This is a genomic window from Acinetobacter sp. 24-47-62 (assembly GCF_056779765.1).
Genome location: NZ_JBWYIN010000005.1, coordinates 58,125 through 80,698, shown reverse-complemented (window position 1 = coordinate 80,698; position 22,574 = coordinate 58,125). Strand labels below are relative to the sequence as shown.

Annotated in this window: 19 protein-coding genes and 1 tRNA gene; 10 read left to right on the top strand and 10 right to left on the bottom strand. The window is 39.2% G+C overall.

Annotation, left to right across the window (positions count from 1 at the left end):
• Window positions 1–25 precede the first annotated feature (25 nt).
• Window positions 26–115 (top strand) — tRNA-Ser (locus tag AC1M87_RS05395).
• Between the two features lie 69 nt (window positions 116–184).
• Here the strand turns inward: AC1M87_RS05395 and AC1M87_RS05390 are convergent.
• Genes AC1M87_RS05390 through AC1M87_RS05370 form a run of 5 tightly spaced genes read right to left on the bottom strand, consistent with a single transcriptional unit; the run spans window position 185 to window position 4,824 of the window.
• Window positions 185–973 carry an ABC transporter ATP-binding protein gene (locus AC1M87_RS05390; RefSeq protein WP_092765983.1) on the bottom strand — a complete coding sequence of 263 codons (789 nt, stop codon included), beginning with the start codon at window positions 971–973 and terminating at the stop codon, window positions 185–187.
• Window positions 970–1,986, bottom strand: a complete 1,017-nt coding sequence (locus tag AC1M87_RS05385) for a FecCD family ABC transporter permease (protein WP_481593158.1) — start codon at window positions 1,984–1,986, stop codon at window positions 970–972. The genes AC1M87_RS05390 and AC1M87_RS05385 overlap by 4 nt, the downstream gene beginning before the upstream one ends.
• A 1-nt stretch (window position 1,987) precedes the next feature.
• On the bottom strand, window positions 1,988–3,025 hold the full coding sequence (locus AC1M87_RS05380) for a FecCD family ABC transporter permease (RefSeq protein ID WP_481593157.1): 1,038 nt from the start codon (window positions 3,023–3,025) through the stop codon (window positions 1,988–1,990).
• A gap of 1 nt (window position 3,026) precedes the next feature.
• Window positions 3,027–3,977 carry an ABC transporter substrate-binding protein gene (locus tag AC1M87_RS05375; RefSeq protein WP_481593156.1) on the bottom strand — a complete coding sequence of 317 codons (951 nt, stop codon included), beginning with the start codon at window positions 3,975–3,977 and terminating at the stop codon, window positions 3,027–3,029.
• A 37-nt stretch (window positions 3,978–4,014) separates the two neighbouring features.
• The gene (locus AC1M87_RS05370; protein WP_481593155.1) at window positions 4,015–4,824 is read right to left on the bottom strand and encodes a siderophore-interacting protein; all 810 of its coding nucleotides are present in this window, start codon (window positions 4,822–4,824) and stop codon (window positions 4,015–4,017) included.
• 232 nt (window positions 4,825–5,056) lie between these two features.
• On the opposite strand from AC1M87_RS05370, the gene AC1M87_RS05365 reads away from it, so the two are divergent.
• Window positions 5,057–6,379, top strand: coding sequence for a condensation domain-containing protein (locus tag AC1M87_RS05365; protein WP_481593154.1), 1,323 nt, complete (start codon window positions 5,057–5,059; stop codon window positions 6,377–6,379).
• Window positions 6,380–6,416: 37 nt separating this feature from the next.
• Here the strand turns inward: AC1M87_RS05365 and AC1M87_RS05360 are convergent, their stop codons facing one another.
• A complete protein-coding gene (locus AC1M87_RS05360; protein WP_481593153.1) occupies window positions 6,417–7,187 on the bottom strand; it encodes an SDR family oxidoreductase in 771 nt (256 codons plus the stop codon).
• Between the two features lie 160 nt (window positions 7,188–7,347).
• On the opposite strand from AC1M87_RS05360, the gene AC1M87_RS05355 reads away from it, so the two are divergent.
• From AC1M87_RS05355 to epmA, 7 genes are all read left to right on the top strand, one after another.
• A complete protein-coding gene (locus AC1M87_RS05355) occupies window positions 7,348–8,577 on the top strand; it encodes an isochorismate synthase (protein ID WP_481593152.1) in 1,230 nt (409 codons plus the stop codon).
• A gap of 1 nt (window position 8,578) precedes the next feature.
• Window positions 8,579–10,243: a (2,3-dihydroxybenzoyl)adenylate synthase gene (locus AC1M87_RS05350; protein ID WP_481593151.1), complete on the top strand. Its 1,665-nt coding sequence runs from the start codon at window positions 8,579–8,581 to the stop codon at window positions 10,241–10,243.
• Between the two features lie 15 nt (window positions 10,244–10,258).
• Window positions 10,259–10,903, top strand: coding sequence for an isochorismatase family protein (locus tag AC1M87_RS05345; RefSeq protein ID WP_481593150.1), 645 nt, complete (start codon window positions 10,259–10,261; stop codon window positions 10,901–10,903).
• A gap of 2 nt (window positions 10,904–10,905) precedes the next feature.
• Window positions 10,906–11,139, top strand: coding sequence for a phosphopantetheine-binding protein (locus AC1M87_RS05340; protein ID WP_481593149.1), 234 nt, complete (start codon window positions 10,906–10,908; stop codon window positions 11,137–11,139).
• Window positions 11,140–11,258: 119 nt separating this feature from the next.
• Window positions 11,259–12,425: a type III PLP-dependent enzyme gene (locus AC1M87_RS05335; RefSeq protein WP_481593148.1), complete on the top strand. Its 1,167-nt coding sequence runs from the start codon at window positions 11,259–11,261 to the stop codon at window positions 12,423–12,425.
• Window positions 12,426–12,535: 110 nt separating this feature from the next.
• On the top strand, window positions 12,536–13,603 hold the full coding sequence (locus AC1M87_RS05330; RefSeq protein ID WP_481593147.1) for a 4-phosphoerythronate dehydrogenase: 1,068 nt from the start codon (window positions 12,536–12,538) through the stop codon (window positions 13,601–13,603).
• Complete coding sequence (gene epmA, locus AC1M87_RS05325; protein WP_481588506.1) at window positions 13,600–14,580, top strand: EF-P lysine aminoacylase EpmA; 981 nt, start codon at window positions 13,600–13,602, stop codon at window positions 14,578–14,580. Before AC1M87_RS05330 ends, epmA begins: the two co-directional genes overlap by 4 nt.
• A 12-nt stretch (window positions 14,581–14,592) precedes the next feature.
• Here epmA and AC1M87_RS05320 read toward each other — a convergent pair whose 3' ends face one another.
• Complete coding sequence (locus AC1M87_RS05320; RefSeq protein ID WP_481593146.1) at window positions 14,593–15,048, bottom strand: GNAT family N-acetyltransferase; 456 nt, start codon at window positions 15,046–15,048, stop codon at window positions 14,593–14,595.
• Between the two features lie 247 nt (window positions 15,049–15,295).
• On the opposite strand from AC1M87_RS05320, the gene AC1M87_RS05315 reads away from it, so the two are divergent.
• A complete protein-coding gene (locus AC1M87_RS05315; protein WP_481593145.1) occupies window positions 15,296–15,847 on the top strand; it encodes a LysE family translocator in 552 nt (183 codons plus the stop codon).
• Between the two features lie 35 nt (window positions 15,848–15,882).
• On the opposite strand, the gene AC1M87_RS05310 is transcribed toward AC1M87_RS05315, so the two are convergent.
• From AC1M87_RS05310 to AC1M87_RS05300, 3 genes are all read right to left on the bottom strand, one after another.
• A complete protein-coding gene (locus AC1M87_RS05310) occupies window positions 15,883–17,121 on the bottom strand; it encodes a multifunctional CCA addition/repair protein (protein ID WP_035266499.1) in 1,239 nt (412 codons plus the stop codon).
• Window positions 17,122–17,200: 79 nt separating this feature from the next.
• On the bottom strand, window positions 17,201–19,480 hold the full coding sequence (locus tag AC1M87_RS05305; RefSeq protein WP_481593144.1) for an NADP-dependent malic enzyme: 2,280 nt from the start codon (window positions 19,478–19,480) through the stop codon (window positions 17,201–17,203).
• Window positions 19,481–19,613: 133 nt separating this feature from the next.
• Window positions 19,614–22,478: an EAL domain-containing protein gene (locus tag AC1M87_RS05300; protein WP_481593143.1), complete on the bottom strand. Its 2,865-nt coding sequence runs from the start codon at window positions 22,476–22,478 to the stop codon at window positions 19,614–19,616.
• Window positions 22,479–22,574: the final 96 nt, after the last annotated feature.

Sequence of the window (22,574 nt, the reverse complement as noted above, 5' to 3'; positions counted from 1 at the left end):
AAAAGCTTCGTATTATGGCGCACATGGAAGCGTGGCAGAGCGGTTTAATGCACCGGTCTTGAAAACCGACGAGGGTGTGAGTCCTCCGTGAGTTCGAATCTCACCGCTTCCGCCAAATTCAAAAAGCCCTGACATTTGTCAGGGCTTTTTTTATTCTATATATTCAAGCTTTTTATTCGAGTGTTTAATCACCAAACTTATTTGGGATGACCAGTAACCTTTTTTTGTGTTGATCATCTTCAACCAGTCTGACTTCAGCATCTAAGTTATAGAGTTGATGAACTAATTGCTTTGTTAAAACATCTTCTGATTTTCCTTGTGCAATGATTTGACCATCTTTCATGGCAACTAGAAAATCGGCACAGCGTGCAGCAGTGGCTAATTCATGTAGAACCATCACTATGGTTTTACCTTGTGAGGCTAGAGAGCGGACTAAATTTAAAATATCGGCTTGATGACCGATATCGAGCATACTGATTGGTTCATCTAAAAGAATTAAAGGGGTCTGTTGTGCGAGGACCATTGCGATCCATGCACGTTGACGTTGACCTCCTGATAGATTGCTTAAATTTTGATTTTTTAATTCGCTTAAATGGGTCGCAGACAAGGCGTCATCAATCGCTTTTTGGTCTTCGATGTTCAGTCGTTTAAACCAACCTTGATGTGGAAAACGACCGAAGCGTACTAACTGCTCAACTGTCATGCCGTTGGGTGCAGTTACATGCTGTGGAAGTAATGCAAGTTGTTTAGCGAGCAACTTTTTACTGAGTATATTCAGTTGATTTTTTTCCCAAATGACTTCGCCTTGATCATATGGATGAATTTGAGCAATACATTTTAACAAGGTCGATTTTCCACAGCCATTTGGACCAATGAGGACGATGACTTGACCCTGCTGAAATTCAGCATTGATACCCTTCAAAACTTGATGATGATTATATCCAGCACTTAATTGATTGATGATTAAACTCATGTACGACTCATACTTCTAGAATGACGATATAACAACCACAACAACAGTGGACCACCAACCATGCCGCTAATAATGCCTGCGGGAATTTCGACAGGGGCAAGCAAATTTTTTCCAAGTAAATCGGCACTTAAAACCATTAATGCACCAATACACATGGTTGGGAAAATCGGAAATAAATGATGAGGAAATGATTTAAATGCGATGATTGGTGCGGCAATAGCCACGAATCCAATGGGGCCCGCAATACTGACAGCTGTCCCAGCGAGAAAGGCAGCAATAATAATGAGCATCAGTCTAATTTTGGATAAGGGTTCTCCTAAACTATTAATGACAGAATCAGGGAGAACCATTGCACTAAACAGTCGCTGCCACAGCACAATAATACTGACAAGCAGCATGATAAAAATCGAAGTTGGTAGCAAGATGCTGTAGCTGCGACCAATCAAACTACCACTACTAAAAATTAAAATATTACTGGTGTGCATTACTGGCAGTGTCGCAAGGATAAGGTCAAAACTGGCTTTCATGAGTGTTGCAACTCCGACCCCGATGACCAAGATACGATACCCCTGTGTTCCTACGCCGCCTGAAGCAATTAAAATAAAAAAAACACAGAAGATCGCACCCATTAATGCTTGCCACCATTGACCTAACATACTAGAACTTGAGAGGAGAATGGTGAATGCCAAAGCAAGCACTGCACTGTCACTGATACCAAAAACATCTGGGCTTGCAAGAGGATTTTTGGTGATAATTTGAAGAATGAGACCAGATAAGGCGAGTGCAGCGCCAATCAATAAGGCCGCCAAAAGTCGTGGTAATCTAATCTTTTCAACGAGAAGTTGATGTGGAGCTGACGCATTGCCTGTAAATACATTCCATAGCGTATTCAAATTTAATGTGATTTCGCCGTACATCAGGCTAAATAAACTAAGTGATATCAGTAGAATCGCAATGATTATCCAAGCCTTTATCACTGATTTTTGTTTTAAACGACTCAACAGAGAAGACATATTATTTCTCCGCTTGAATGATATTTTGTAAGTTATTTTGACGCACCATCCATATTAAAATAGGCGCACCTAATAAGGCTAAAAGAATACTGACAGGGGCTTCGAAAGGTTGCACGACTGCACGTGCAATGATATCCGCGATCAGCAACAACAACATGCCAAATAGTCCGCTATAGATGAGTTGTTTCTGAATACTCTGAGCACCAATAGCTCGTGCAAAGTAAGGTGCAATCAAGCCTAAAAAGGCAATTGGTCCTGTTAATGCAACGGCACTTCCAGTTAATAAAACCACAGCTAAAATGCAGAATGCATCAAGTAGTTTCGTATTTAAGCCTAAGCTATTCGCCAGTTGATCACCAACTAAGCTAAGACCTAGAGGGCGTATTACCAATATAGCGATGATGAGTCCGATCGCCATTAAAATTAGTGCAAGACTGAGATATTGAATATCGACGCGATTGAGCGAACCTAAAACCCAAAAACGATAGTCATCTAAACCATTTTGGAAACTCAGAAGAATGGCAGCCATAAAACCTTGGAATGTACTGGTGATCGCCAGTCCAGCCAAGACTAAACGTGTAAGTGAGCTTTGATCTGTCATTTGACGAGGGGTGATGGCAAAGACCAATAAGGCACTCACTAATGCACCAATTAGCGCCCAAAAAAATAGTCCGAAGGTATCCATTTGAAGAACAATGGCCAAAACAATGGCAAGAGATGCACCACTATTAATTCCGATTAATCCACTATCAGCCAAAGGGTTTTTAAGCAAGTTTTGAAGGATGACGCCTGAGATCGCTAAAGCTAATCCGACACTCACCGCCGCAATAGTACGTGGAATTCTAATTTCCAATAGGGGAGTGATTGGTTCTAAGGACCATTGACTTAGTGCCTGAAGAATAAGTTGCAAACTGTCTGTAAAGTAGGGCTGACCAGCGCCGTACGCGATCGACAAAACAGCGCAACATAAAATAATCAAGCTAAGCACGATTCCCATCAGCGGGAATCGGTCAAGTACAGTTGTAGCATTCGTCAGCATGTTAATTATGGAGATGCTTCATTACATCATCAATGGCATGTCGAGCAGCATGTGGTCCACCTATGCCAGTCCACATAGATGCATCAACCACGAAATAATGCTTGTTTTTTGCAGCATTAAGACGTTGGAATTCTGGTAATTTTTCTAGTTCTGCCAGTTGCTTTTCCGCGTTTAGATGACTGCCAATGATGAGCCAGTCTGCATCAATTTGATCAAAACGCTCTCGACTGATTGGAGGCGTATGGCTTGCACCTGGTTGTTGCTGATGTTGAGGTCGTGTTAAGCCAATATCTTTTAAAACTTGGCTCGCAAATGAATCATTTAACATATACACAGGTCCATTGGCTGTCCAACGAATGACACTGACTGATTGACCTTGTTGAGCATGTAATTTCTGTTGAGCTTCTTGCGCATATTGATCGTACGCTTCTAGAGCTTTTTGGGCTTGTTGTTCTTTGTTTAATAAATGAGCTACCTTTTTGAAACTGTCTTTCCATGGCTCTCCGCGTGCAAAACTGACTGCAGTGGGTGCAATCTGCTGCAATTGATTAATCATTTGTGTATCAATCATGCTTCCAGCAATAATTAAGTCAGGTTGTAACGTGAGAATTTGTTCCATGCTCGGTTGTCCAAAGTTACCGACGGAGGCGATCTGTTGTGTTTCATTTTTGAGGTAATCTGGAAAATTACTTTGACCTCGAACATAACTACTGCCTATAGGTTTTATTCCAAGCGCAATAGCACTATCCAAATCAAGTTCACTTAAAACCACAACACGTTGTGGCTGAACAGGAATCGTAACTTGACGACCTAAAGCATCTTCAATTTGTCGTGTCGTATTTATTTGAGATTCAACCGTCGCTTTACTGTCTCGTGAAGAAGGTTCATTCGACTGAGAGCATGCTGTGAAGAGAGTGATAGCACTCAACATAATTACAATTTTATATTTCATATCTTTCTACATATTTCATTAAAATAATTCTATTCACTTATTCAACGGCATCCATCACTTGATGGCGTTCCTCATGATAAGCCTCTTCGTTGTGACCTTGCTTCCAATAAGGCACAGCATATAAATTGCTTTTGGGTAGCTGAAAGTTTTGTCTCAGTATTTTACGAAGTTCAACCACCGTTGAATTTTCACCCGCCAGTGATACTGAAATATCTTTATTTTTCCAGTCTAAGTTTTGCAAAGAATGACGGATGTTATTATTCAATTCATGAGGGCCTTTGCACCAATGAAGCTTAATGTGTTCAGGTTTATTCAGATGTATTTGGTCTGAATCATCTTCAATCTCGATCCAAACTTCACCATGGGCGTCTTTTGGTAATTGTTCAAGAGAGGCAGCGATCATCGGGATTGCTGAAAGATCTCCAACAAAAATCCAATATTCTGCATCGATTTTAAAACGTGCTGGTCCTCCTGGACCAGCTAGACCTAATAAGTCCCCTGGACTCGCATGCTTCGCCCAATCAGCCGCTATACCAAAATCTTCATGTCTTACAAAATCGATGACTAAAAGTTGCAGTTCTTCATCGAAATCTCGAACAGTATATGTCCGAGTAATTGGTTTCTTTCCATTTGGCCACGTAATTTTGCCTAAAGAATTTCGAAACGGGAGGTCAGGTGCTTGTTGATCAGGGTTCGGAAAAAACAATTTGATGTGCGCACCACCATCACATTTTGCATAACCTGTGAAATCTTCACTTTTAAACCTAATACGCTGTAAATGAGTGGAAATTTGTTCTGTTGAATGGACAGAAATATGTCGAGCTAGAGGAGGAGATTGTGTCGTCATTATTTAATCTTCTGTACTTATCAATGGAGTGAAGATCGTCGATACAGTAACACGTGCGTCAGTCGACAGATTTGAATGGTTATTAATCTAAATCAAACAAATTAAATTTGCAAATGATAATCATTATATTTAATAATCTTTTTGTGCCAAAGTGTAATCACAAAATATGAAGGTTAGGATATTTTGTAAAGCTTTGATTTTATAATGAAAATTAAATATATGCGGTTGTCTTATGCAAATCAATGAATCCCATGATCTATTAACTCGTGCACAACACAGTATGTGGAAAGGACATCATTATCATGGCAGTTATCCTTTTCATACGGCGGAGTGGTTGGTTATTGAGGGACCATTAGATCGAGAGCTTTTTCAAAAAGCAGTTTATCTCACATTAAAGGAAGCTAAATCGCTTCATTGGCGAGCTTTGGTTCAGGGCGAACACGTTTATCGAGTAGATGATGTGACGATACGGAAACCTAGCTTCGTTGATTTATCTCAGCTTGATGAGGAGGAAATTTTAGCGTGGGCTGAAAAAGAAGTAGAACCAGCATTTAATTTAGAATCCGGTCATTTATATGACTATGTGTTTGCTCACTTAGGTGAGCAAAAGTATGGATTATTTTTTAAAGCGCATCACGTTGCATTAGATGGCTACGCTTACGGACTGATGATTAGCCGATTTATTGATTATTATCAATCTCTCAAAAATGGTACTGAATTAAAAATTAAAGGGTTCGATCATTATGAAAAGTTTATTGCAGATGAACAGCACTACCTTCACTCTGAAAAAGCTAAAAAAGATTTAGACTTTTGGAAGGCTAATTTTTCGTATGAGAAAGCCCCTAAGAAACGACTTAAACAAAAATTAAAAGAACCATTTTCACAAGGGCCGCGTTATGAAGAGGTAATTGATTGGCCTACACAGATACAATTAAATGCGTTAGCAACTGAATTAAAATTGCCCAGTGCTCTTATTGTCATGGCAGTGATGATGAGTTATTTAATAAAACAGTCTAAAGATCCTCAACAATGCTTTGGGGTACCTTTTATGTCTCGGTTGGGTACTTCATCTATGCGTATTCCTTGCTTAGTCATGAATATCCTGCCATTAAGGTTGGGCATTACTGGACAAGAAAACTTAAAAGAAATCATTTTATTATTAACGAAAAGGTTTGCCGAAATTCGACCGCATCAGCAAAGCTATTTTGAGCAAATGCGATTTGTATTAGAAGATTTTGATCCCTATGAAAATATCTTGTTTGGACCTATTGTGAATTGGATTCCTTATCCTTTACCTGAACATTTCGAAGGGTGTAAGTTAACAAAAACAACCATATCCGCTGGCCCAATTGAAGACTTTGATACCGCGATTACCAATAAGTTTGTTAATGGTATTGAGCGTTTGTATCTCGCTGTTGACGGCCATAAAGAACTTTATGATGTGCCAAGTCTCAAAGCTTATTGGTATGATTTTATGGGGATGATGAAAACTTGGTTAGCTCAACCAGAACTTGTTTTTGAACAACTTCAAATTCACAAACCACTGCCAGAATAGTCTGGCAGTTTATCCTTTGAATGAGGCAATAGGGCTGTTACACGCCTAGAGTTGCTCCACCATCAACCACCAATTCGTGCATTGTGATTTGGCGTGCTTGCTCTGAAAGTAAAAACATCACGGCATTGGCAATATCTTCAGCCTCAGCAATCTTTTGCAATGGAATACCATTTCGGAATTGTTCTAGATTTCCGTTGACAATGCCTGCTGGAGGGCGATCCTCAGTCCATAGTTGTTTTTGCATTTGTGTAAGGGTTGAGCCAGGTAAAACTAAGTTGCAGCGAATATTGTGAGGCGCGAGTTCCAACGCAAGATTTTTAAAATAGTGACTCACTGTAGCTTTGGTCGTTGCATACAAACCCATATTCATTCTTGGAATGAGGGCTGCATTTGAACTGATGCTCACAATCGCACCTTCTCTTTGTGGAATCATTTGGTGAGCGACCCAACGACTAAGTTCGGCAGGGCCAATGAAATTTATCGACAAATTTTCATGCCATTGTTCAACAGATGTATTTAATAAAGATCCCATTTCTAAGACTCCTACAGCATTCACTAAACCCGTGATCGTGCCTTTAAAAAGTATAGAATTTTCAATGTGCTGAATAATCTCATTGGTCTTACTAATGTCACAGCTGATGTGGTCTAGATGGTTGAGTGATGCTTCAGGAATTAATTTAAAAAGTTCCCATTGATTGATGTCATCGATCCGATCAATTGCAATGACTTGATGATCCTTCTGCAATAGTTGACGACAAATTTCAGCGCCAATTCCTCTGGCTGCACCCGTCACGATATATAAACCCATTTAAGTATCCTTTAATTTTATTAACAAATTGAAACGATAATCATTTTCAATTGGGAATAATAATTATTATATTGGTTGCGTTCAACTCCTAGAGGTTGTCCTTTTGTGAATGTTGAAAGTTTGATGCACGCAGTGCGAACAGATAATCGTGAGAACAAATATGTTGCCAATAGAACCGTCAGTTTTTCAAAATATGATAGGCATAAAAAAGGAAGAGTTAATTGAGGAAGATCAACCTGGCTTCGTGTTCGCAACGCCAACGGGGACCATTTCAAGTAAAAAGTTAATTGAACATATCGAATTTGATCGAGCTTCTCATTTAAATTTTAATCAGCAGCAAGCACAGTGGCTCGAACAAGCAAAATCTACACTACAAAAAAAAATCGAATTAACAGCGAATAAAGATCTTATTTTGGTCGGGAGCTTGCCTTTTGATCATCGAGATTTACCAGAAATCTCGATTGCGGAAGCAAAAAACACATTTGTAAATGAGCGCATTGATCATTCGGCTCAGTCTTTTCTTGATGATCAAGTGCAAGCGACTCTCATCCCAGCACAAGAGGAATACATTGCTGGAGTCGTCAAATTGGTTGAATTGATGAGGTCATCACCGCTAGAAAAAGCAGTGTTGGCTCGGGCAATTGATCTTAAAACCCAACACAAAATTAATATTATTGATTTATTTTACCAGTTGTTGGCCTCTAATCCTGATGGCTACACATTTGCATTGGCCCAAAACCCAAAACAATCTGGTTGGTTTATGGGGGCAAGTCCAGAACTTCTCGTTGCGAAGCAAAATGAATATTTGTTTAGCCATCCAGTTGCAGGAACATTAGCACGTCATTCAGATCCAACACTGGATCAACAACAAGCTGAAAAATTGCTTGCTTCGCAAAAAGATCAGCATGAACACGCCGTGGTCATCGAAGCCATTGCAGATCAACTCTCTCCCTTGTGCAAAACGCTCAATATCCCACAATCACCTTCACTGATTAAAACAGAGGCGGTTTGGCACTTGGCGACCAAAATTCAGGGAACGTTGAAAGATCCAGAGCAACATATCTTTGATGTGGTCTCAATTTTACATCCAACGCCAGCAGTCTGTGGACAACCAGCCCCTATGGCTCGCCAGTTGATTTCGGAACTAGAGCCTTTTAACCGTAACTTATTCGCAGGAACTATGGGGTGGTGTGATGCCCGAGGGAATGGTGCTTGGGCAGTGAATGTACGTTGTGGGCGTATCTTTGACCATTATGCGCGTCTTTATGCGGGTGCAGGAATTGTTGAAGCTTCACAGCCGAACAGTGAACTGTCAGAAACCATCGTGAAATTTAAAACGATGTTAAATGCATTGGGTTTAGATTCTCAGCACTTAAATCATGGGGAATAAAATGAATGCAAATATAAATGACGAGTCTTTGCTCTGGGATGGCATCGTGCCATACCCAGAAGAATTCGTACAACGGTACATTCAAAAGGGATATTGGAAAGGTCAAACCATTTCAGAGTTTTTTCAAGAATCAGCCCAGAAATTTGCCAATCAGGTGGCATTGATTTGTGGTGATCGCCAGTATTCTTATCAAGAGCTGAATCAAAATATTGAACAATTTGCAGTCTTCTTGACTAAACAAGGCTATGGGCTGGCAGATGCTGTTGTGATTCAAATGCCAAATATAGCAGAGTTTTTTATTGCTTATTTTGCAGCTTTGCGGATAGGGATGCGACCAGTGATGAGTTTACCAGCACACCGTCATGCCGAAGTAAGTCATTTTATTCAGCAAACAGATGCCAAATTGTATATCTGTGCAGATAAGCATCTAGGCTTTGATTACAGATTCTTAGCGCAAGAGTGCCAGCGCAGATGTCCGACTTTACAGCAAGTGATTGTCGTTGGTGATGCAGGCGATTTTGATCCTTGGCCGAATCTTGCATCGTTTAAAAATCATATGGTTTCAAAGCCCAAAATAACGGCTCGCCATGTGGCTTTTTTTCAACTTTCAGGGGGCAGTACTGGCACACCGAAACTTATACCAAGAACACATGATGACTATTTGTATAGTGTTCGTGCCAGTACAGATATTTGTGAGCTTGATACAGCAAGCCGTATGCTTATGGTGCTTCCAGTAGCACATAATTTCAGTATGAGTTCGGCTGGTTCATTGGGTCTATTTTATGCAGGTGGAACACTTGTTTTAGCGAAAGATCCTTCTCCCCAAACAGCATTTCCACTCATTGAATCGCACAATATCACGCATGTTGCTCTTGTCCCTGCATTAGCAGCAACATGGGCTGAAGCTGTTCAAAATGGCGCAACAAATATTTTTAAAAAATTAACGGCTTTACAGGTCGGTGGAGCAAGGTTGCCAGATGCTTTAGCTGAAAAGTTGATTGATCAATACCAATGCCGATTACAACAAGTATTTGGTATGGCAGAAGGCTTGGTGAATTACACGCGTTACGATGATCCGAAAGAAGTCATTATAGGTACCCAAGGTTCCCGTATAAGTCCAGATGATGAAATAAAAATCGTCGATGAGGAGGATCACGAGCTGCCATTGGGTGAGGTGGGGCATCTTTTAACTCGCGGCCCTTATACCATTAGAGGTTATTATCAGGCTTCAGAACATAATCGAAGTGCTTTTACCTTAGATGGATTTTATCGCACTGGTGATTTAGTACGATTAACGCCAGAAGGCAATATTATTGTTGAAGGACGAAGTAAGGAACAAATTAATCGTGGCGGTGAAAAAATCGCGACGGAAGAAGTCGAACAGGTTTTAAATCAACACCAACAAATCATCTTGTCTGCCTTGGTTGCACAACCAGATCCAAAGTTAGGAGAAAAAAGTTGTGCATTTATTCAATGGCGACCTAACGATCAAGATGCATCAGAAACAAGGCTGAAACTGCAAATTAGACAATTCGTTCAAGCATACGGTCTGGCGACCTATAAGATCCCAGATCGCATCGAATTTATTGAAGAAATGCCTTATACGGCATTGGGCAAAATCGACAAGAAACAACTCAGAAAACGCCTCACCGAAGACACGATTTAACGAAGGAAATAAAATATGGCAATCCCACGTATTGCAAGTTATCCCATGCCATCTGCTCAAGATTTTCCAGTTAACAAAGTTGATTGGACTTTAGATGCGTCACGGTCGGTTTTATTGGTACATGATGTTCAGCAATATTTTTTAGATTTTTACGATCAGACCCAAGCGCCCATTCCCACATTAATCCGAAATTGTAAAGCCCTTATTGATCAGGCACATGCACTAGGAATTCCAGTCTATTACACCGCACAACCTGGAGATCAGACGCAAGAACATCGTCAACTATTAACGGATTTTTGGGGTAAAGGTTTGTCAGCTGATCCAGCATTGACCAAAATTATTGATCCACTTCAACCAAAAAATGAAGACACCGTGCTGACAAAATGGCGCTATAGCGCATTTAAAAAAAGTGATTTTGAGCAGCAAATCAAACAAGCCAATCGCGATCAATTAGTGATTTGTGGAGTATATGCCCATATTGGTTGCTTATTAACAGCTGCCGAAGCATTTATGTTGGATATTCAAGCATTTATGGTGGGTGATGCCTTGGCGGATTTTAGCCGAGAAGAACATGATCTTGCACTAAAGTATGCGACTGGGCGCTGTGCAAAAGTCATGGATACTCAGACTGTGATTAACGCCTTAGGTCAGGGGCAATGATCATGAATGAATTAAGCATGATTGAGTTAAAAAATATGGTCGCTCATCAATTGAATTTACCTGTAGATGAAATTCAGCAGGAGGATAATTTATTTATGTTAGGACTTGATTCAGTCAGTCTTATGACGCTGGTTGGATTGCTACGTGAAAAAGGCTTTCAAATTGAATTTCAAGATCTGGTGGAGGAGCCAACGTTGAATGAATGGAGTGATCGTCTTAGATTGGATAGAGATTAATGTAAGACTAATGTGCATACCTTGAAAATCAACATATGCACAATCAACGGCCCTAGCCAAAGTACTTATAGCCAAAGGCCATTTTCGTTAAATTATTCGCTAACGTGAGTGGATCTTACATGCAATTAGAAAAATACTATTCTGATCAACAATGGAAAAAAATCCAAAATTTTGCCGAAACAAAGCAAAGCCCTTTTTTAGTTGTTGATTTAGATCAAGTGCAAACTCAATTTATTGAGTTGCAGAATAGCTTTCCAAAAGCCCATATTTATTATGCAGTGAAAGCAAATCCAGGTCGTGAAATTATTCATAAACTTGATCAACTTGGCTCATGTTTTGATGTTGCATCAATTTATGAGTTAGACAAAGCGCTTGAATGTGGAATTCATCCAGATCGTATTTCATACGGTAATACTATTAAAAAAGCTTCAGACGTTGAGTATGCTTACCAAAAAGGAATCCGTTTATTTGTCACCGATGCGGAAGCAGATCTCGCACAAATTGCCGAATTCGCACCGAACTCTAAAGTCTTTGTCAGGGCAATGGTAGAGTCGGGAGGTACAGCAGATTGGCCACTGTCACGTAAATTTGGATGCCATCCAGATATGGCGGTTGATTTAATGGTGAAAGCTAAACAATTGGGTTTAATACCCTTTGGCGTGTCATTCCATGTCGGTAGTCAGCAACGTGATGTCACTGTATGGCGTTCAGCTTTAACGGTAGTGAAGCAAATATTTAATACTTTGAAAGACCAATACGGTATCAGTTTACAATTAATCAATTTGGGTGGTGGTTTCCCAGCACATTACTTAGCTGATGTTGACAGTATTCAAAGTTATGCGCACGAGATTCAACGCTATCTTGATGAACACTTTGATGATCAGGTGATATTATTTTTGGAGCCAGGCAGATCGTTGGTGGGTAATGCTGGTGTGATTGTTTCAGAGATTGTTCTTATCGCCAATAAATCAGCACATGATGATAAACGATGGGTCTACACGGATGTGGGAGTCTTTAATGGACTAATTGAAACTTTAGGTGAGATGATCAAATATCCTATATACACACCTAAAATGCATTCAGCACCTGAGCATTCAAGTGTTGTGCTTGCAGGCCCGACCTGTGATTCTACTGATATCATGTATGAAAAAGTGCCTTATCAGTTACCTAAAAACTTGAGCATTGGAGATCGACTCTATTGGTTAAGTACTGGAGCTTATACAACCTCTTATGCTTCGGTCGAATTTAATGGTTATCCACCTTTAAAAACGTTCTATTTAGATTGATTTAAGGAATGGTGCTATGTGGTTGGTAGTCAGTCGCTCAAGCTGCGAGCCACATAGCCTAACCCTCCCAGAAGCGTTATCATAATGCTAAAATCTTGATGGGTAGGCTCATGAAAATCGTTGCAGATGAAAATCTCGCATTCACAGATTATTTCTTTTCAGAATTTGGCGATATTGATAATAAAGCTGGTCGTACCTTAAAGCATGAAGATGTGGTCGATGCTGAAGCCTTATTAGTACGTTCTGTGACGAAAGTGAATTCTGCGCTCATTCAAAATACTGCATTAAGCTTTGTTGGTAGTGCAACGATCGGAACAGATCACTTGGACATTCCAGCAATTGAACAGCAAAATATTCAATGGTCAAATGCTGCAGGATGTAATGCCCAAGCTGTTTCTGAATATGTTATTACGGCGTTATTAGCTCTAAATCCTCATTTGCTAGATGCAGAACAAGATTTCACTTTAGCCATTATTGGACTGGGTAATGTCGGTTCACGACTCGCACATATGGCGAAATTATTGGGATGGAACGTCATCGGGGTTGATCCTTTTGTACAAAGAGAAAATATTCAGCAAGTCACTTTAGATGAAGTTTTTTCAAAAGCAGATGCAATTTCTATCCATGTGCCATTAACCACTTCAGGGATGCATGCAACCCGACATATGTTTAATGCTGAGACCTTAAAAAAGCTTAAACCATCTACAATTTTAATTAATTCTGCCCGTGGGTCAGTCATTGAAGAACAAGCTTTGATTGCAGATATTCGAGCAACAGGTCGTAAAGTTGTACTAGATGTCTTTGAGCATGAACCAGTCATTACGGAAGAGTTACTTGATCTTGTGCAATTGGTGACACCGCATATTGCGGGGTATAGTCTTGAGGGTAAAGCGCGTGGTACCCAGATGATTTATGATGCTTTCTGTCAGCATTTCGGCCATAAACCTTCAAAACAGTTCGAAACCCAATTGCCTACATGTGAACAATATTTTAACAATAGTGATCTCAAGCACACGCTGAAAACTCAATTAAACCATATCTACGATATCTTTAGAGATGATCAGAACTTAAGAGCATGCCTCAAAGATGGGAAAGTAGATCAAGCCTCATTTGATCAATTACGCAAAACATATCCATTACGCCGTGAATGGGCTGCTCATGGAGGGCCTCAGGCATGACTGACTCTCTGAGCTATCTACCAACTTGCGATTTTGCTGCCATGAAAGCCAGAGCGAGGATGTATCAACAGATTCGCCAATTTTTTTTAGAACGTGATGTTTTGGAAGTTGAAACTCCAATTTTATCTCATGCTGGAGTAACTGATGTCCACTTGGCGTCAGTTGAGGCAAGCCGTCATGTGCATGGTCATTTGAAAAAGCACTATCTTCAAACTTCACCAGAATTTGCCATGAAACGACTGTTGGCAGCAGGCGTAGGGCCAATTTATCAAATCTGTAAAGTTTTTCGTGATGATGAACATGGCCGTAAACATAACAGTGAATTTACCATGCTTGAGTGGTATAGACCTGATTTTAGTCTCAAAGACTTGATGTTTGAAGTTACAGATTTACTCAATGTCACTTTGGCACATCGTTTTGGCGAAGTGCGACCTACGATTTTAAGTTATAAACATGCATTTATAGATCGCTTAGATTTTAATCCACTTAAATCCACATTAGAGGAATTAAAGGATTGTTGTAATCGTGTTGGGTTAAATCTAGATCTGGGTGATGATCGTCTAGGATATATCGACCTGTTATTTTCGCATATGGTGGAACCGAGCTTAGGTTTTGATACACCTGTATTTTTAACGGATTTTCCACCAGAACTTGCTTCTCTTGCAAAAACTCGAGTTGATGAAGATGGGGAATTGGTTGCAGCACGTTTTGAGCTTTACATTGAGGGCTTAGAGTTAGCAAATGCTTATGATGAGTTGATTGATGCAGATGTATTGCGTTCCCGTTTTGAAGCTGATAATGCTGAACGCGAAAAATTAGGCTTAGATGTTATGCCAATAGATGAAAATCTCTTAGCCGCATTGCCTAAAATGCCAGAATGCTCAGGTATCGCATTAGGAATCGATCGTTTACTGATGGTGGCAACAGAGAAAATGAAATTAGAGCAAGTGATTACATTTCCTGCTGATCGCTCATAAGATTTTTTATCCTCAGGATAACGGACGATCTTGAGGAGCTAATATTTTGACAAATGTCGTGCTATACGCTTTAAAACCGTGATTTAAATAAAACTGATGTGCAGGTAATCGTTCAGCACGATTACCACTACTGACCACAATTTTTTGAATACCTTGTTGACTGGCTATATGTTCAACGTGAGCCAACAGTTTTTGACCAATCCCTTTATCGCGATGCGCCTGATCTACAATGAGTACTAGAATGCGAAAATACGGATCAGCACATTCACATGATATTTCTTCAACAAAACCAATATATGCGACAACTTGTCCATGATCGATAAATACTAGGGTTGTATAACGCTCCTGGGCTTGCAACCTCATCAAACGTTCTTTCATAACTTCTGTTTGAGTTGGATAGCCGAGTTGGGTAGTCAATTCAGCGATCGCTGCAACATCATGGTTTGAATCTACAGGTCTAATCAGCATTGTCGTGGCTCTTAAAAACATGATTTATAAGTATGAATTGAAGTATGTTTAAATAATCTAATCTTTCATGTATTTTGTTTAGATAAATTTAATATTTTATCTTCTAATATTCGATTTAATTCATCTTTCCAACGTGAAGTTTTAAAAAAAATAATCATAGGCGACTATATGTCTTTTTCTATATTTATATCCTTTGTTCTATATTCATTTGTGACATCCATAAATAACACCTGGACCTAACAATTCGATGGTCGCAACTTCAGGAGTGAACTTTGGACTCCGTGCGACTTATGGACACATTTTAGGTGTAGCAATCGGTTTTGGGGTCATGGTGATTTTGGTTGGTCTAGGAATTGGTACATTACTGAGCCAAAATCAATTGGTTTACGAAATTCTAAAGTTGATCGGTATTGCTTATTTAATCTATTTAGCTATTAAGATTGCTAAATCAGGCTCAGTTGAATTAGATAAAACTCAAGCGAAACCCATTACTTTTTTGCAAGCTGCATTATTTCAATGGGTCAATCCAAAAGCTTGGATTATGGCAATGGGCGCGGTGACGACTTATTTAGCTGCAGGCAGTGAATTTTATTGGTATATCATTTTGGGTGTTGTGTTTGGGTTAGTCTGTATTCCATGCACGGGAGCTTGGGGAATACTCGGAGAAAAATTACAAACTTTGGTGCGTACGCCACAGCATCTAAAGATCTTCAATTACAGTATGGCGCTATTATTAGTGGCTTCGATCATTAAACCAATGATTGATTCTTTTAAATATTTTCAACAATCATTCTTTTAAAATACGATTACCTCCTGAGCTTCAGGAGGTAAATATTATGTATTTACAATGGATTGATATTTTTCTCGGTGCATTGACAAAGCTTCAATTCTTTTTTGGATCAGCATTTCACCAATATCAGGGCCTTTGATCTCAGGCGGTAAATCAGATGCTTTAATTGAACGAACAATCTGTACCGCATCTAATACATATTTTGCTTGAGGATATTCACGGTCTTCGAGACCTAAGCGACCTTTGGCATCACATTCACATGCTTGTACAAAAGCCTCAACACGTTCAGGACGGCGTAATACATCTAAACGTTGTAATAGACGCCAAAGTGTTCCTGGTTTTAATGTAAACGCCTGATGGCATTTAAGATGTTCTTTGCACACCGCAATAGCCAATTGTTTGGTTTGGGTCGGAACTTTAAGACGTTCACATAAATCAGTCACGGGCTGAACACCACGTTCCTCATGCATGATATGGCGAGGTAACTCATCTTTAGGCGTGAGTGCTTTACCCAGATCATGCACTAATACTGCGAAGCGTACATCCATCGAGTAGTCTGCTTTACAAGCTTGTTGTAATGACATCAAGGTATGAATACCACAGTCAATTTCAGGATGGTATTCAGGACGTTGTGGTACACCAAATAATGCTTCGATTTCTGGAAAGAGGATTTTGAGAGCATCACACTGACGAAGGACTTCGAAGTAAATATCAGCATCACGTTCCATTAAAGCACGAGAAGTTTCTTTCCAAACACGTTCAGGCGTAAGCGCTTGCAATTCACCAGAATCAGCCAAATTTTTCATTAAGGCTATGGTTTCTTCAGCTACTTTAAAACCATACTGATGATAGCGAGCTGCAAAACGGGCAACACGCAATACTCGTAGTGGATCCTCTGCAAAGGCATCAGAAACGTGACGTAAAATGCGTTGATTCAAATCTTGATGACCATGATAAGGGTCGAACAACTCGCCATCTTCATTCATGGCCATTGCATTGATTGTCAAATCACGACGAATTAAATCATCTTCAAGGGTTACCGAGGGATCGGTAAAAAATTCAAAGCCATGATAACCATGCCCAGATTTACGCTCAGTACGAGCGAGGGCGTATTCATCTTTAGTTTCGGGATGTAGAAATACAGGAAAATCTTTACCAACAGGTTGGAAACCTTGGTTTAAAAGTTGTTCTGGTGTTGCACCGACAACGACATAATCTTTTTCGTGATAGGGGTGTCCGAGCAACTGATCTCGCACTGCGCCGCCTACTAAATAAACTTGCATAAAAAACCTCTATTCTTAGCACCATCATGCATCAGAATAGAGGTTTTCTCAAGTCACAAAACGTGCCCTAAATAAAGGATTAGAGCGCGTTTTTTTCCTCTTCTTGAATTTCTGCAACAGTTAATGCAGTCATATTCACAACACGGCGCGTAGTAGCTGTTGGTGTTAAGATATGAACTGGCTTAGCCGCACCTAATAAGATTGGACCGATTGTTACATTATTTCCTGAAGTTGACTTCAACAGGTTGAATGAAATATTTGCAGCATCTAAATTCGGCATAATCAATAGATTCGCAGAACCTTTGAAGCGCGAGTTCGGGAATGCAAAGCTACGGATATTTTCATCAAGTGCTGCATCTGCATGCATTTCACCTTCAACTTCAAGTTCAGGTGCAATTTCAGAAAGGATTTCATACACTTTACGCATTTTTTGAGCGCTAGGGTCAGTCTGATCAGAACCAAAACTTGAGTGCGACAACAATGCGACACGTGGAGTAATACCGAAACGACGGACTTCATCTGCTGCTAATATAGTCATTTCAGCAAGCTGTTCAGCCGTAGGATTACGATTGATGTATGTATCTGCAATGAACAAGTTGCGATCTTCGAGCATCAACGCATTTAAGGTAAAGAAAGTGTTATGACCTTCTTTTAAACCAATCACATTACTCACGAAATCTAAATGAATATCGTAGCTAGAATACGTACCGCATAGCATACCATCTGCTAAGCCGTGGCGTACTAACATCGCTGCAATCAGGGTCGAACGACGACGTGATTCACGTTGTGCATACTCAGGTGTTACCCCTTTACGCATCATCAGATTATAGTAATCATCAGCAAACTTTTCGTAATCAGGATTTGTTTCTTGATCAACGATAGTGATATTCACACCATTTTCTAAACGTAAACCTAATTTCTTAATATTCGCTTCGATCACAGCAGTACGACCCACTAAGATCGGTTTTGCCAAGCCTTCGTCTACTGCAATTTGAACAGCACGAAGAACACGAAGATCTTCACCTTCCGCATAAGCAATACGTTTAGGATCAGTTTTCGCTTGAGCAAAAATTGGTTTCATCATAAATGCTGAGTTGTAAACGAACTCAGAAAGACGCTGATGATACACGGAGAAATCTTGGATTGGACGAGTCGCTACACCAGAATCCATCGCAGCTTTTGCGACAGCAGGCGCAATTTCAAGAATCAAGCGTTGATCTAGTGGGCGTGGAATTAGGTAATCACGTCCAAATGATGCAGATTTTTCACCATAAGATGCAGCATCAGCTTCTACCTGTGCCATACGAGCAATTGCGTGTACACATGCAATCTTCATTTCTTCGTTAATGGTTGTTGCACCTACATCAAGTGCACCACGGAAGATATATGGGAAGCAAAGCGCATTATTGACTTGGTTCGGATAGTCTGAACGACCCGTCGCCATGATGACATCATCACGAACTTCATGTGCATGTTCAGGCAGAATTTCAGGATCTGGGTTAGCAAGCGCGAAGATAATTGGATCCTTCGCCATGACTTTGACCATTTCTTTAGTCAAAATACCCGCAGCTGATAGACCAAGGAACATATCTGCACCAGCAATTACGTCGCCAAGCTGAGAACCTTCGATATCTTGAACATAGCGTTTTTTAGACTCGTCTAAACCTTCACGTTTTTTTGTTAAGAGTCCACGAGAGTCAGCAACAATGATATTTTCTTTTTTAGCACCAAGCGCACAAAGAAGATCTAGACATGACAGTGCAGCAGCACCTGCTCCAGAAGCGACGATCTTGATATCTTCAATTTTTTTGCCGTTCAATTGCAAAGCATTTAAAAGCGCTGAACCTACAATAATTGATGTTCCATGCTGATCATCATGAAAAACTGGAATATTCATACGCTCGCGAAGTTTCTGTTCAATATAGAAACATTCTGGAGCTTTAATGTCCTCGAGGTTAATACCGCCGAAAGTCGGTTCAAGAGCAGCAACAATATCTACGATTTTATCTGGATCATTTTCTGCAATTTCGATATCGAAAACATCAACGCCTGCAAACTTTTTAAACAGGACGCCTTTACCTTCCATCACTGGTTTAGAAGCGAGGGGACCAATATTACCCAAACCGAGTACTGCCGTACCATTACTGACGACTGCGACTAAGTTACCACGTGCAGTATAAAGCGCTGCTTTAGAAGGGTCTTTTTCAATTTCCAAACATGGCACTGCAACACCTGGGGAATATGCTAATGCTAGATCATGTTGGTTGACGAGTTGCTTACTCGGAGTAACGCTGATTTTTCCTGGCGTTGGAAATTCGTGGTAATAGAGTGCTTGCTGTTTTAAAGATTGATCGTCCATCTGAATCCCAGTTATTACAATGTTCCAGCCTTGCTGGTTTTTTGGTTATATCGGTTCGAATATACCACTAGTTGCACATTGATCACAGTTAAAAGTCGAAATTTCATACATATTTAGGACTTTGGTCTAGCCTTTATTTAATTTTGGAGAATTGATATTCATTTTGCAGAAATTGAGTGCTATCAGCGCTATTTAATGGTCTCGAAAAATAATAACCTTGGAAATAATCACAACCTTGTTTTTTTAAATATTCAATTTGCTCGATATCCTCAACACCTTCAGCAACTAATTTCATCCCCATCGTTTTACCCATTGAAATAATTGCATCGACAATAGCATTATTTTTACGAGTGCCAATCTTTGAAATAAAGGCGCGATCAATCTTGAGTGTATCAATAGGATAGTCGGCAAGATATGCAAGTGAAGAATAGCCTGTTCCAAAGTCATCTAAGGCAATTGAGAAATTTTTATCCTTAATTTGGTCTAACAAATCAAAAACATGAGATGATTTATCTAACAATGATGACTCGGTAAGTTCAAACTCTATAAACTCCGGTTTGAGTGAGTATTTGAGCACGGCTTGATCAATAAAATTGAGAAATTCCCCACGATGGATCTGTTGCGCCACGACATTAATAGAAATTTGTAACTTATCAAATCCTAATTCATGCCATATTTTAAGTTGCTTACATGTCTGGAAAATAACAAATTTTCCGATATCTGAGATCAGACTAGTCATTTCAGCAATCGGTATAAAACGATCTGGCATGATGATGCCATACTTTGGATGATTCCAGCGGATTAATGCTTCAAAGCCGCTCACTTGCATCGTTTTACTTTCTATCTTAGGTTGATAGTAAATTTCTAAGTCCTGATTTTTTATAGCAAGTCGTAAATCTCTTTCGAGCTCAATGTCACTGCCAAAAATGGATTCAGGCTTGTTGTCATAATAATAGGCTGTGCTGCCCCCTAGTTTTTTTGCTTCTGTTAAAGCACTTTCCGCGTGACTATTTAAGCTACCAATTTGTCTACCATGATTGGGGTAAATTGCGATACCCAGTGAGACATGAATCATGTGTTCTTGCCCATCGATGATAAAGGGTATTTCAAAGGCCTCAAGGATCTGATCGACGACTTGTTGGATCGTGTAATGACTATGATTTAAGTTGTAAATCATAGCAAAGTCATCATTATTTAAATATGAAATCAGAACAGCTTTAGAACAGGTATATTTCAGTCTTCGGGAAACTTCTTTGAGAACTTCATCTCCAGTTTGATGATTAATAAACTCATTAAAATGTCTAAATCGATCAATGTTGAGACGAATAATAGAAAAGTGGCTCAGAATTTTAGATTTACTAATTAGATACTGGTGTAACTGTAAATTAAAATAAACACGGTTAGGTAAATCTGTAAGTAGATCGTAATTCTCTAAGTAGGCCATTCTTTCAAGATTTTGTTTCCGTTCAGTCAAATCTGAAATGATGCCTACATAATTTAAAATTCTATTTTTATCATCACGAACTGCATTGATATGCAGCCACAAGGTTAATATTTTTCCTGAAATAAATTCTTCTGTGACCTCAGCATCATATTGTCCGGTGAGTAACAACGTTTGAGTTATATCGGCGTGATGTTGGCTGAGTTGGGATGTGGAAGATTTGGTAATATCAAAGATGTGTTTTGAGATAATATCTTGTGGTGGGATGTTGACCAATTCACTAAAATAAGGATTAACTTCTAAAAAACACAAGTTATTGTCTAAAACGAAAACTCCTTGGGCCACTTGATTAAATACATTCGAAGCTAATTTCAATTTTTCTTGTGCTTTTTTTTCACTCTCAATGTCTTGGAAAATACCCACCATTTTAAGAGGTTTATTATTTTTAGTATCACGTGTAATAACTCGACCAATATCTTTAATCCAGAACCACTGATCTTTTACTTTAGTTCTATAATGTGCTTCAAAACGTTCAGTATTTCCTCTTAAATGTCTACGGAGCTCTTTACGATAATTTTCTTGATCTTCTGGGTGAATAAACTCGTTAATTTGATCAGTTGCACTTTGGTAATGTAAAACCTGATTACCATATTTAATGCCTGAAATTTCAATCGTTCTTTTCTCAATATTCCATAGCCAAGATGAAATTCCAGCAGTTTCATGCGCAAAATCGAGATTAGCTTGATGGTGCTGCAGTCGATCGTTGATCTTATTAATATCGTAGGTTCGTTCAATTACTTTTTGTTCGAGTAATTGATTATGCATTTGTAATTGGCTTTCAATTTCTTTGGATTTTTCAATCTCATTTTTTAGCTTTTCTTGGAGAAGTGATGACTCCATAAGATATTTTCTAGATTCAGATAAATAGAATTTATTGTGACTATTTAATATTCCAAGACGGCGGTACATCTTATGGGTAAGGAGAGCGCAAATAAGTAATACACCAAACCAAATATTAAAGATTAAACTAAAAACATCAGGAGTATTATCTAAAAAAAGGAAATTGGAGAGGACTATGGCCGAAGCTGAAGGCAAAAAAACATAAAGGAAGTATCGTAACCGCTGTGATAAAAATACAATAGCAAAAGTATAAACAATAGATAACATTAACCCAGCTAAAGTCAACATATGTATATCTTTGACTTCTGGATTATGTTCGGGGATAAGCTGTAATACGGTATAAATACCAATAGCTAGACCAGCTCCAGTAATTAAGCAAACCAATTGTGCCCACATGTCTAAGTTAAAAATACTAATTTGATTAGATTTTTTAAAAAAGAGGGTAAAGCAAAAACAGATTAAAAGAATGGCGGTAAATATAATGAGCCAAATGGTATAAGGTATTGAAAAGCTTTTGAAATAAAAGAAGTAAATAAGTTGATTATAGATGCAGGCAAAGAGCACCCACGCTAAAAAAAAATGCAAATTAGAAGTCGCACTTTTGATCTGGCTATCGAGTACAGAGTTGGAAACATGCTCTCCCTGAACTTCACTCATAACTGGCAATACCTTAATTTTCTTTCTACTTTATTTGTATTATTTTTGAGTACGAACTTAAAAAAATATAAATTTAGCGCGACAACTCTTTTCTCA

Bases quoted from the DNA above. Each gene is read 5' to 3' on its own strand.
- AC1M87_RS05375 (WP_481593156.1), bottom strand. From the start codon at position 3,977: ATGAAATATAAAATTGTAATTATGTTGAGTGCTATCACTCTCTTCACA.
- AC1M87_RS05330 (WP_481593147.1), top strand. From the start codon at position 12,536: ATGAAAATCGTTGCAGATGAAAATCTCGCATTCACAGATTATTTCTTT.
- AC1M87_RS05315 (WP_481593145.1), top strand. From the start codon at position 15,296: ATGGTCGCAACTTCAGGAGTGAACTTTGGACTCCGTGCGACTTATGGA.
- AC1M87_RS05320 (WP_481593146.1), bottom strand. From the start codon at position 15,048: ATGCTGATTAGACCTGTAGATTCAAACCATGATGTTGCAGCGATCGCT.
- AC1M87_RS05305 (WP_481593144.1), bottom strand. From the start codon at position 19,480: ATGGACGATCAATCTTTAAAACAGCAAGCACTCTATTACCACGAATTT.
- AC1M87_RS05365 (WP_481593154.1), top strand. From the start codon at position 5,057: ATGCAAATCAATGAATCCCATGATCTATTAACTCGTGCACAACACAGT.
- AC1M87_RS05300 (WP_481593143.1), bottom strand. From the start codon at position 22,478: ATGAGTGAAGTTCAGGGAGAGCATGTTTCCAACTCTGTACTCGATAGC.
- AC1M87_RS05385 (WP_481593158.1), bottom strand. From the start codon at position 1,986: ATGTCTTCTCTGTTGAGTCGTTTAAAACAAAAATCAGTGATAAAGGCT.
- AC1M87_RS05390 (WP_092765983.1), bottom strand. From the start codon at position 973: ATGAGTTTAATCATCAATCAATTAAGTGCTGGATATAATCATCATCAA.
- AC1M87_RS05340 (WP_481593149.1), top strand. From the start codon at position 10,906: ATGAATGAATTAAGCATGATTGAGTTAAAAAATATGGTCGCTCATCAA.
- AC1M87_RS05370 (WP_481593155.1), bottom strand. From the start codon at position 4,824: ATGACGACACAATCTCCTCCTCTAGCTCGACATATTTCTGTCCATTCA.
- AC1M87_RS05310 (WP_035266499.1), bottom strand. From the start codon at position 17,121: ATGCAAGTTTATTTAGTAGGCGGCGCAGTGCGAGATCAGTTGCTCGGA.
- AC1M87_RS05360 (WP_481593153.1), bottom strand. From the start codon at position 7,187: ATGGGTTTATATATCGTGACGGGTGCAGCCAGAGGAATTGGCGCTGAA.
- AC1M87_RS05350 (WP_481593151.1), top strand. From the start codon at position 8,579: ATGAATGCAAATATAAATGACGAGTCTTTGCTCTGGGATGGCATCGTG.
- AC1M87_RS05345 (WP_481593150.1), top strand. From the start codon at position 10,259: ATGGCAATCCCACGTATTGCAAGTTATCCCATGCCATCTGCTCAAGAT.
- AC1M87_RS05380 (WP_481593157.1), bottom strand. From the start codon at position 3,025: ATGCTGACGAATGCTACAACTGTACTTGACCGATTCCCGCTGATGGGA.
- epmA (WP_481588506.1), top strand. From the start codon at position 13,600: ATGACTGACTCTCTGAGCTATCTACCAACTTGCGATTTTGCTGCCATG.
- AC1M87_RS05335 (WP_481593148.1), top strand. From the start codon at position 11,259: ATGCAATTAGAAAAATACTATTCTGATCAACAATGGAAAAAAATCCAA.
- AC1M87_RS05355 (WP_481593152.1), top strand. From the start codon at position 7,348: ATGTTGCCAATAGAACCGTCAGTTTTTCAAAATATGATAGGCATAAAA.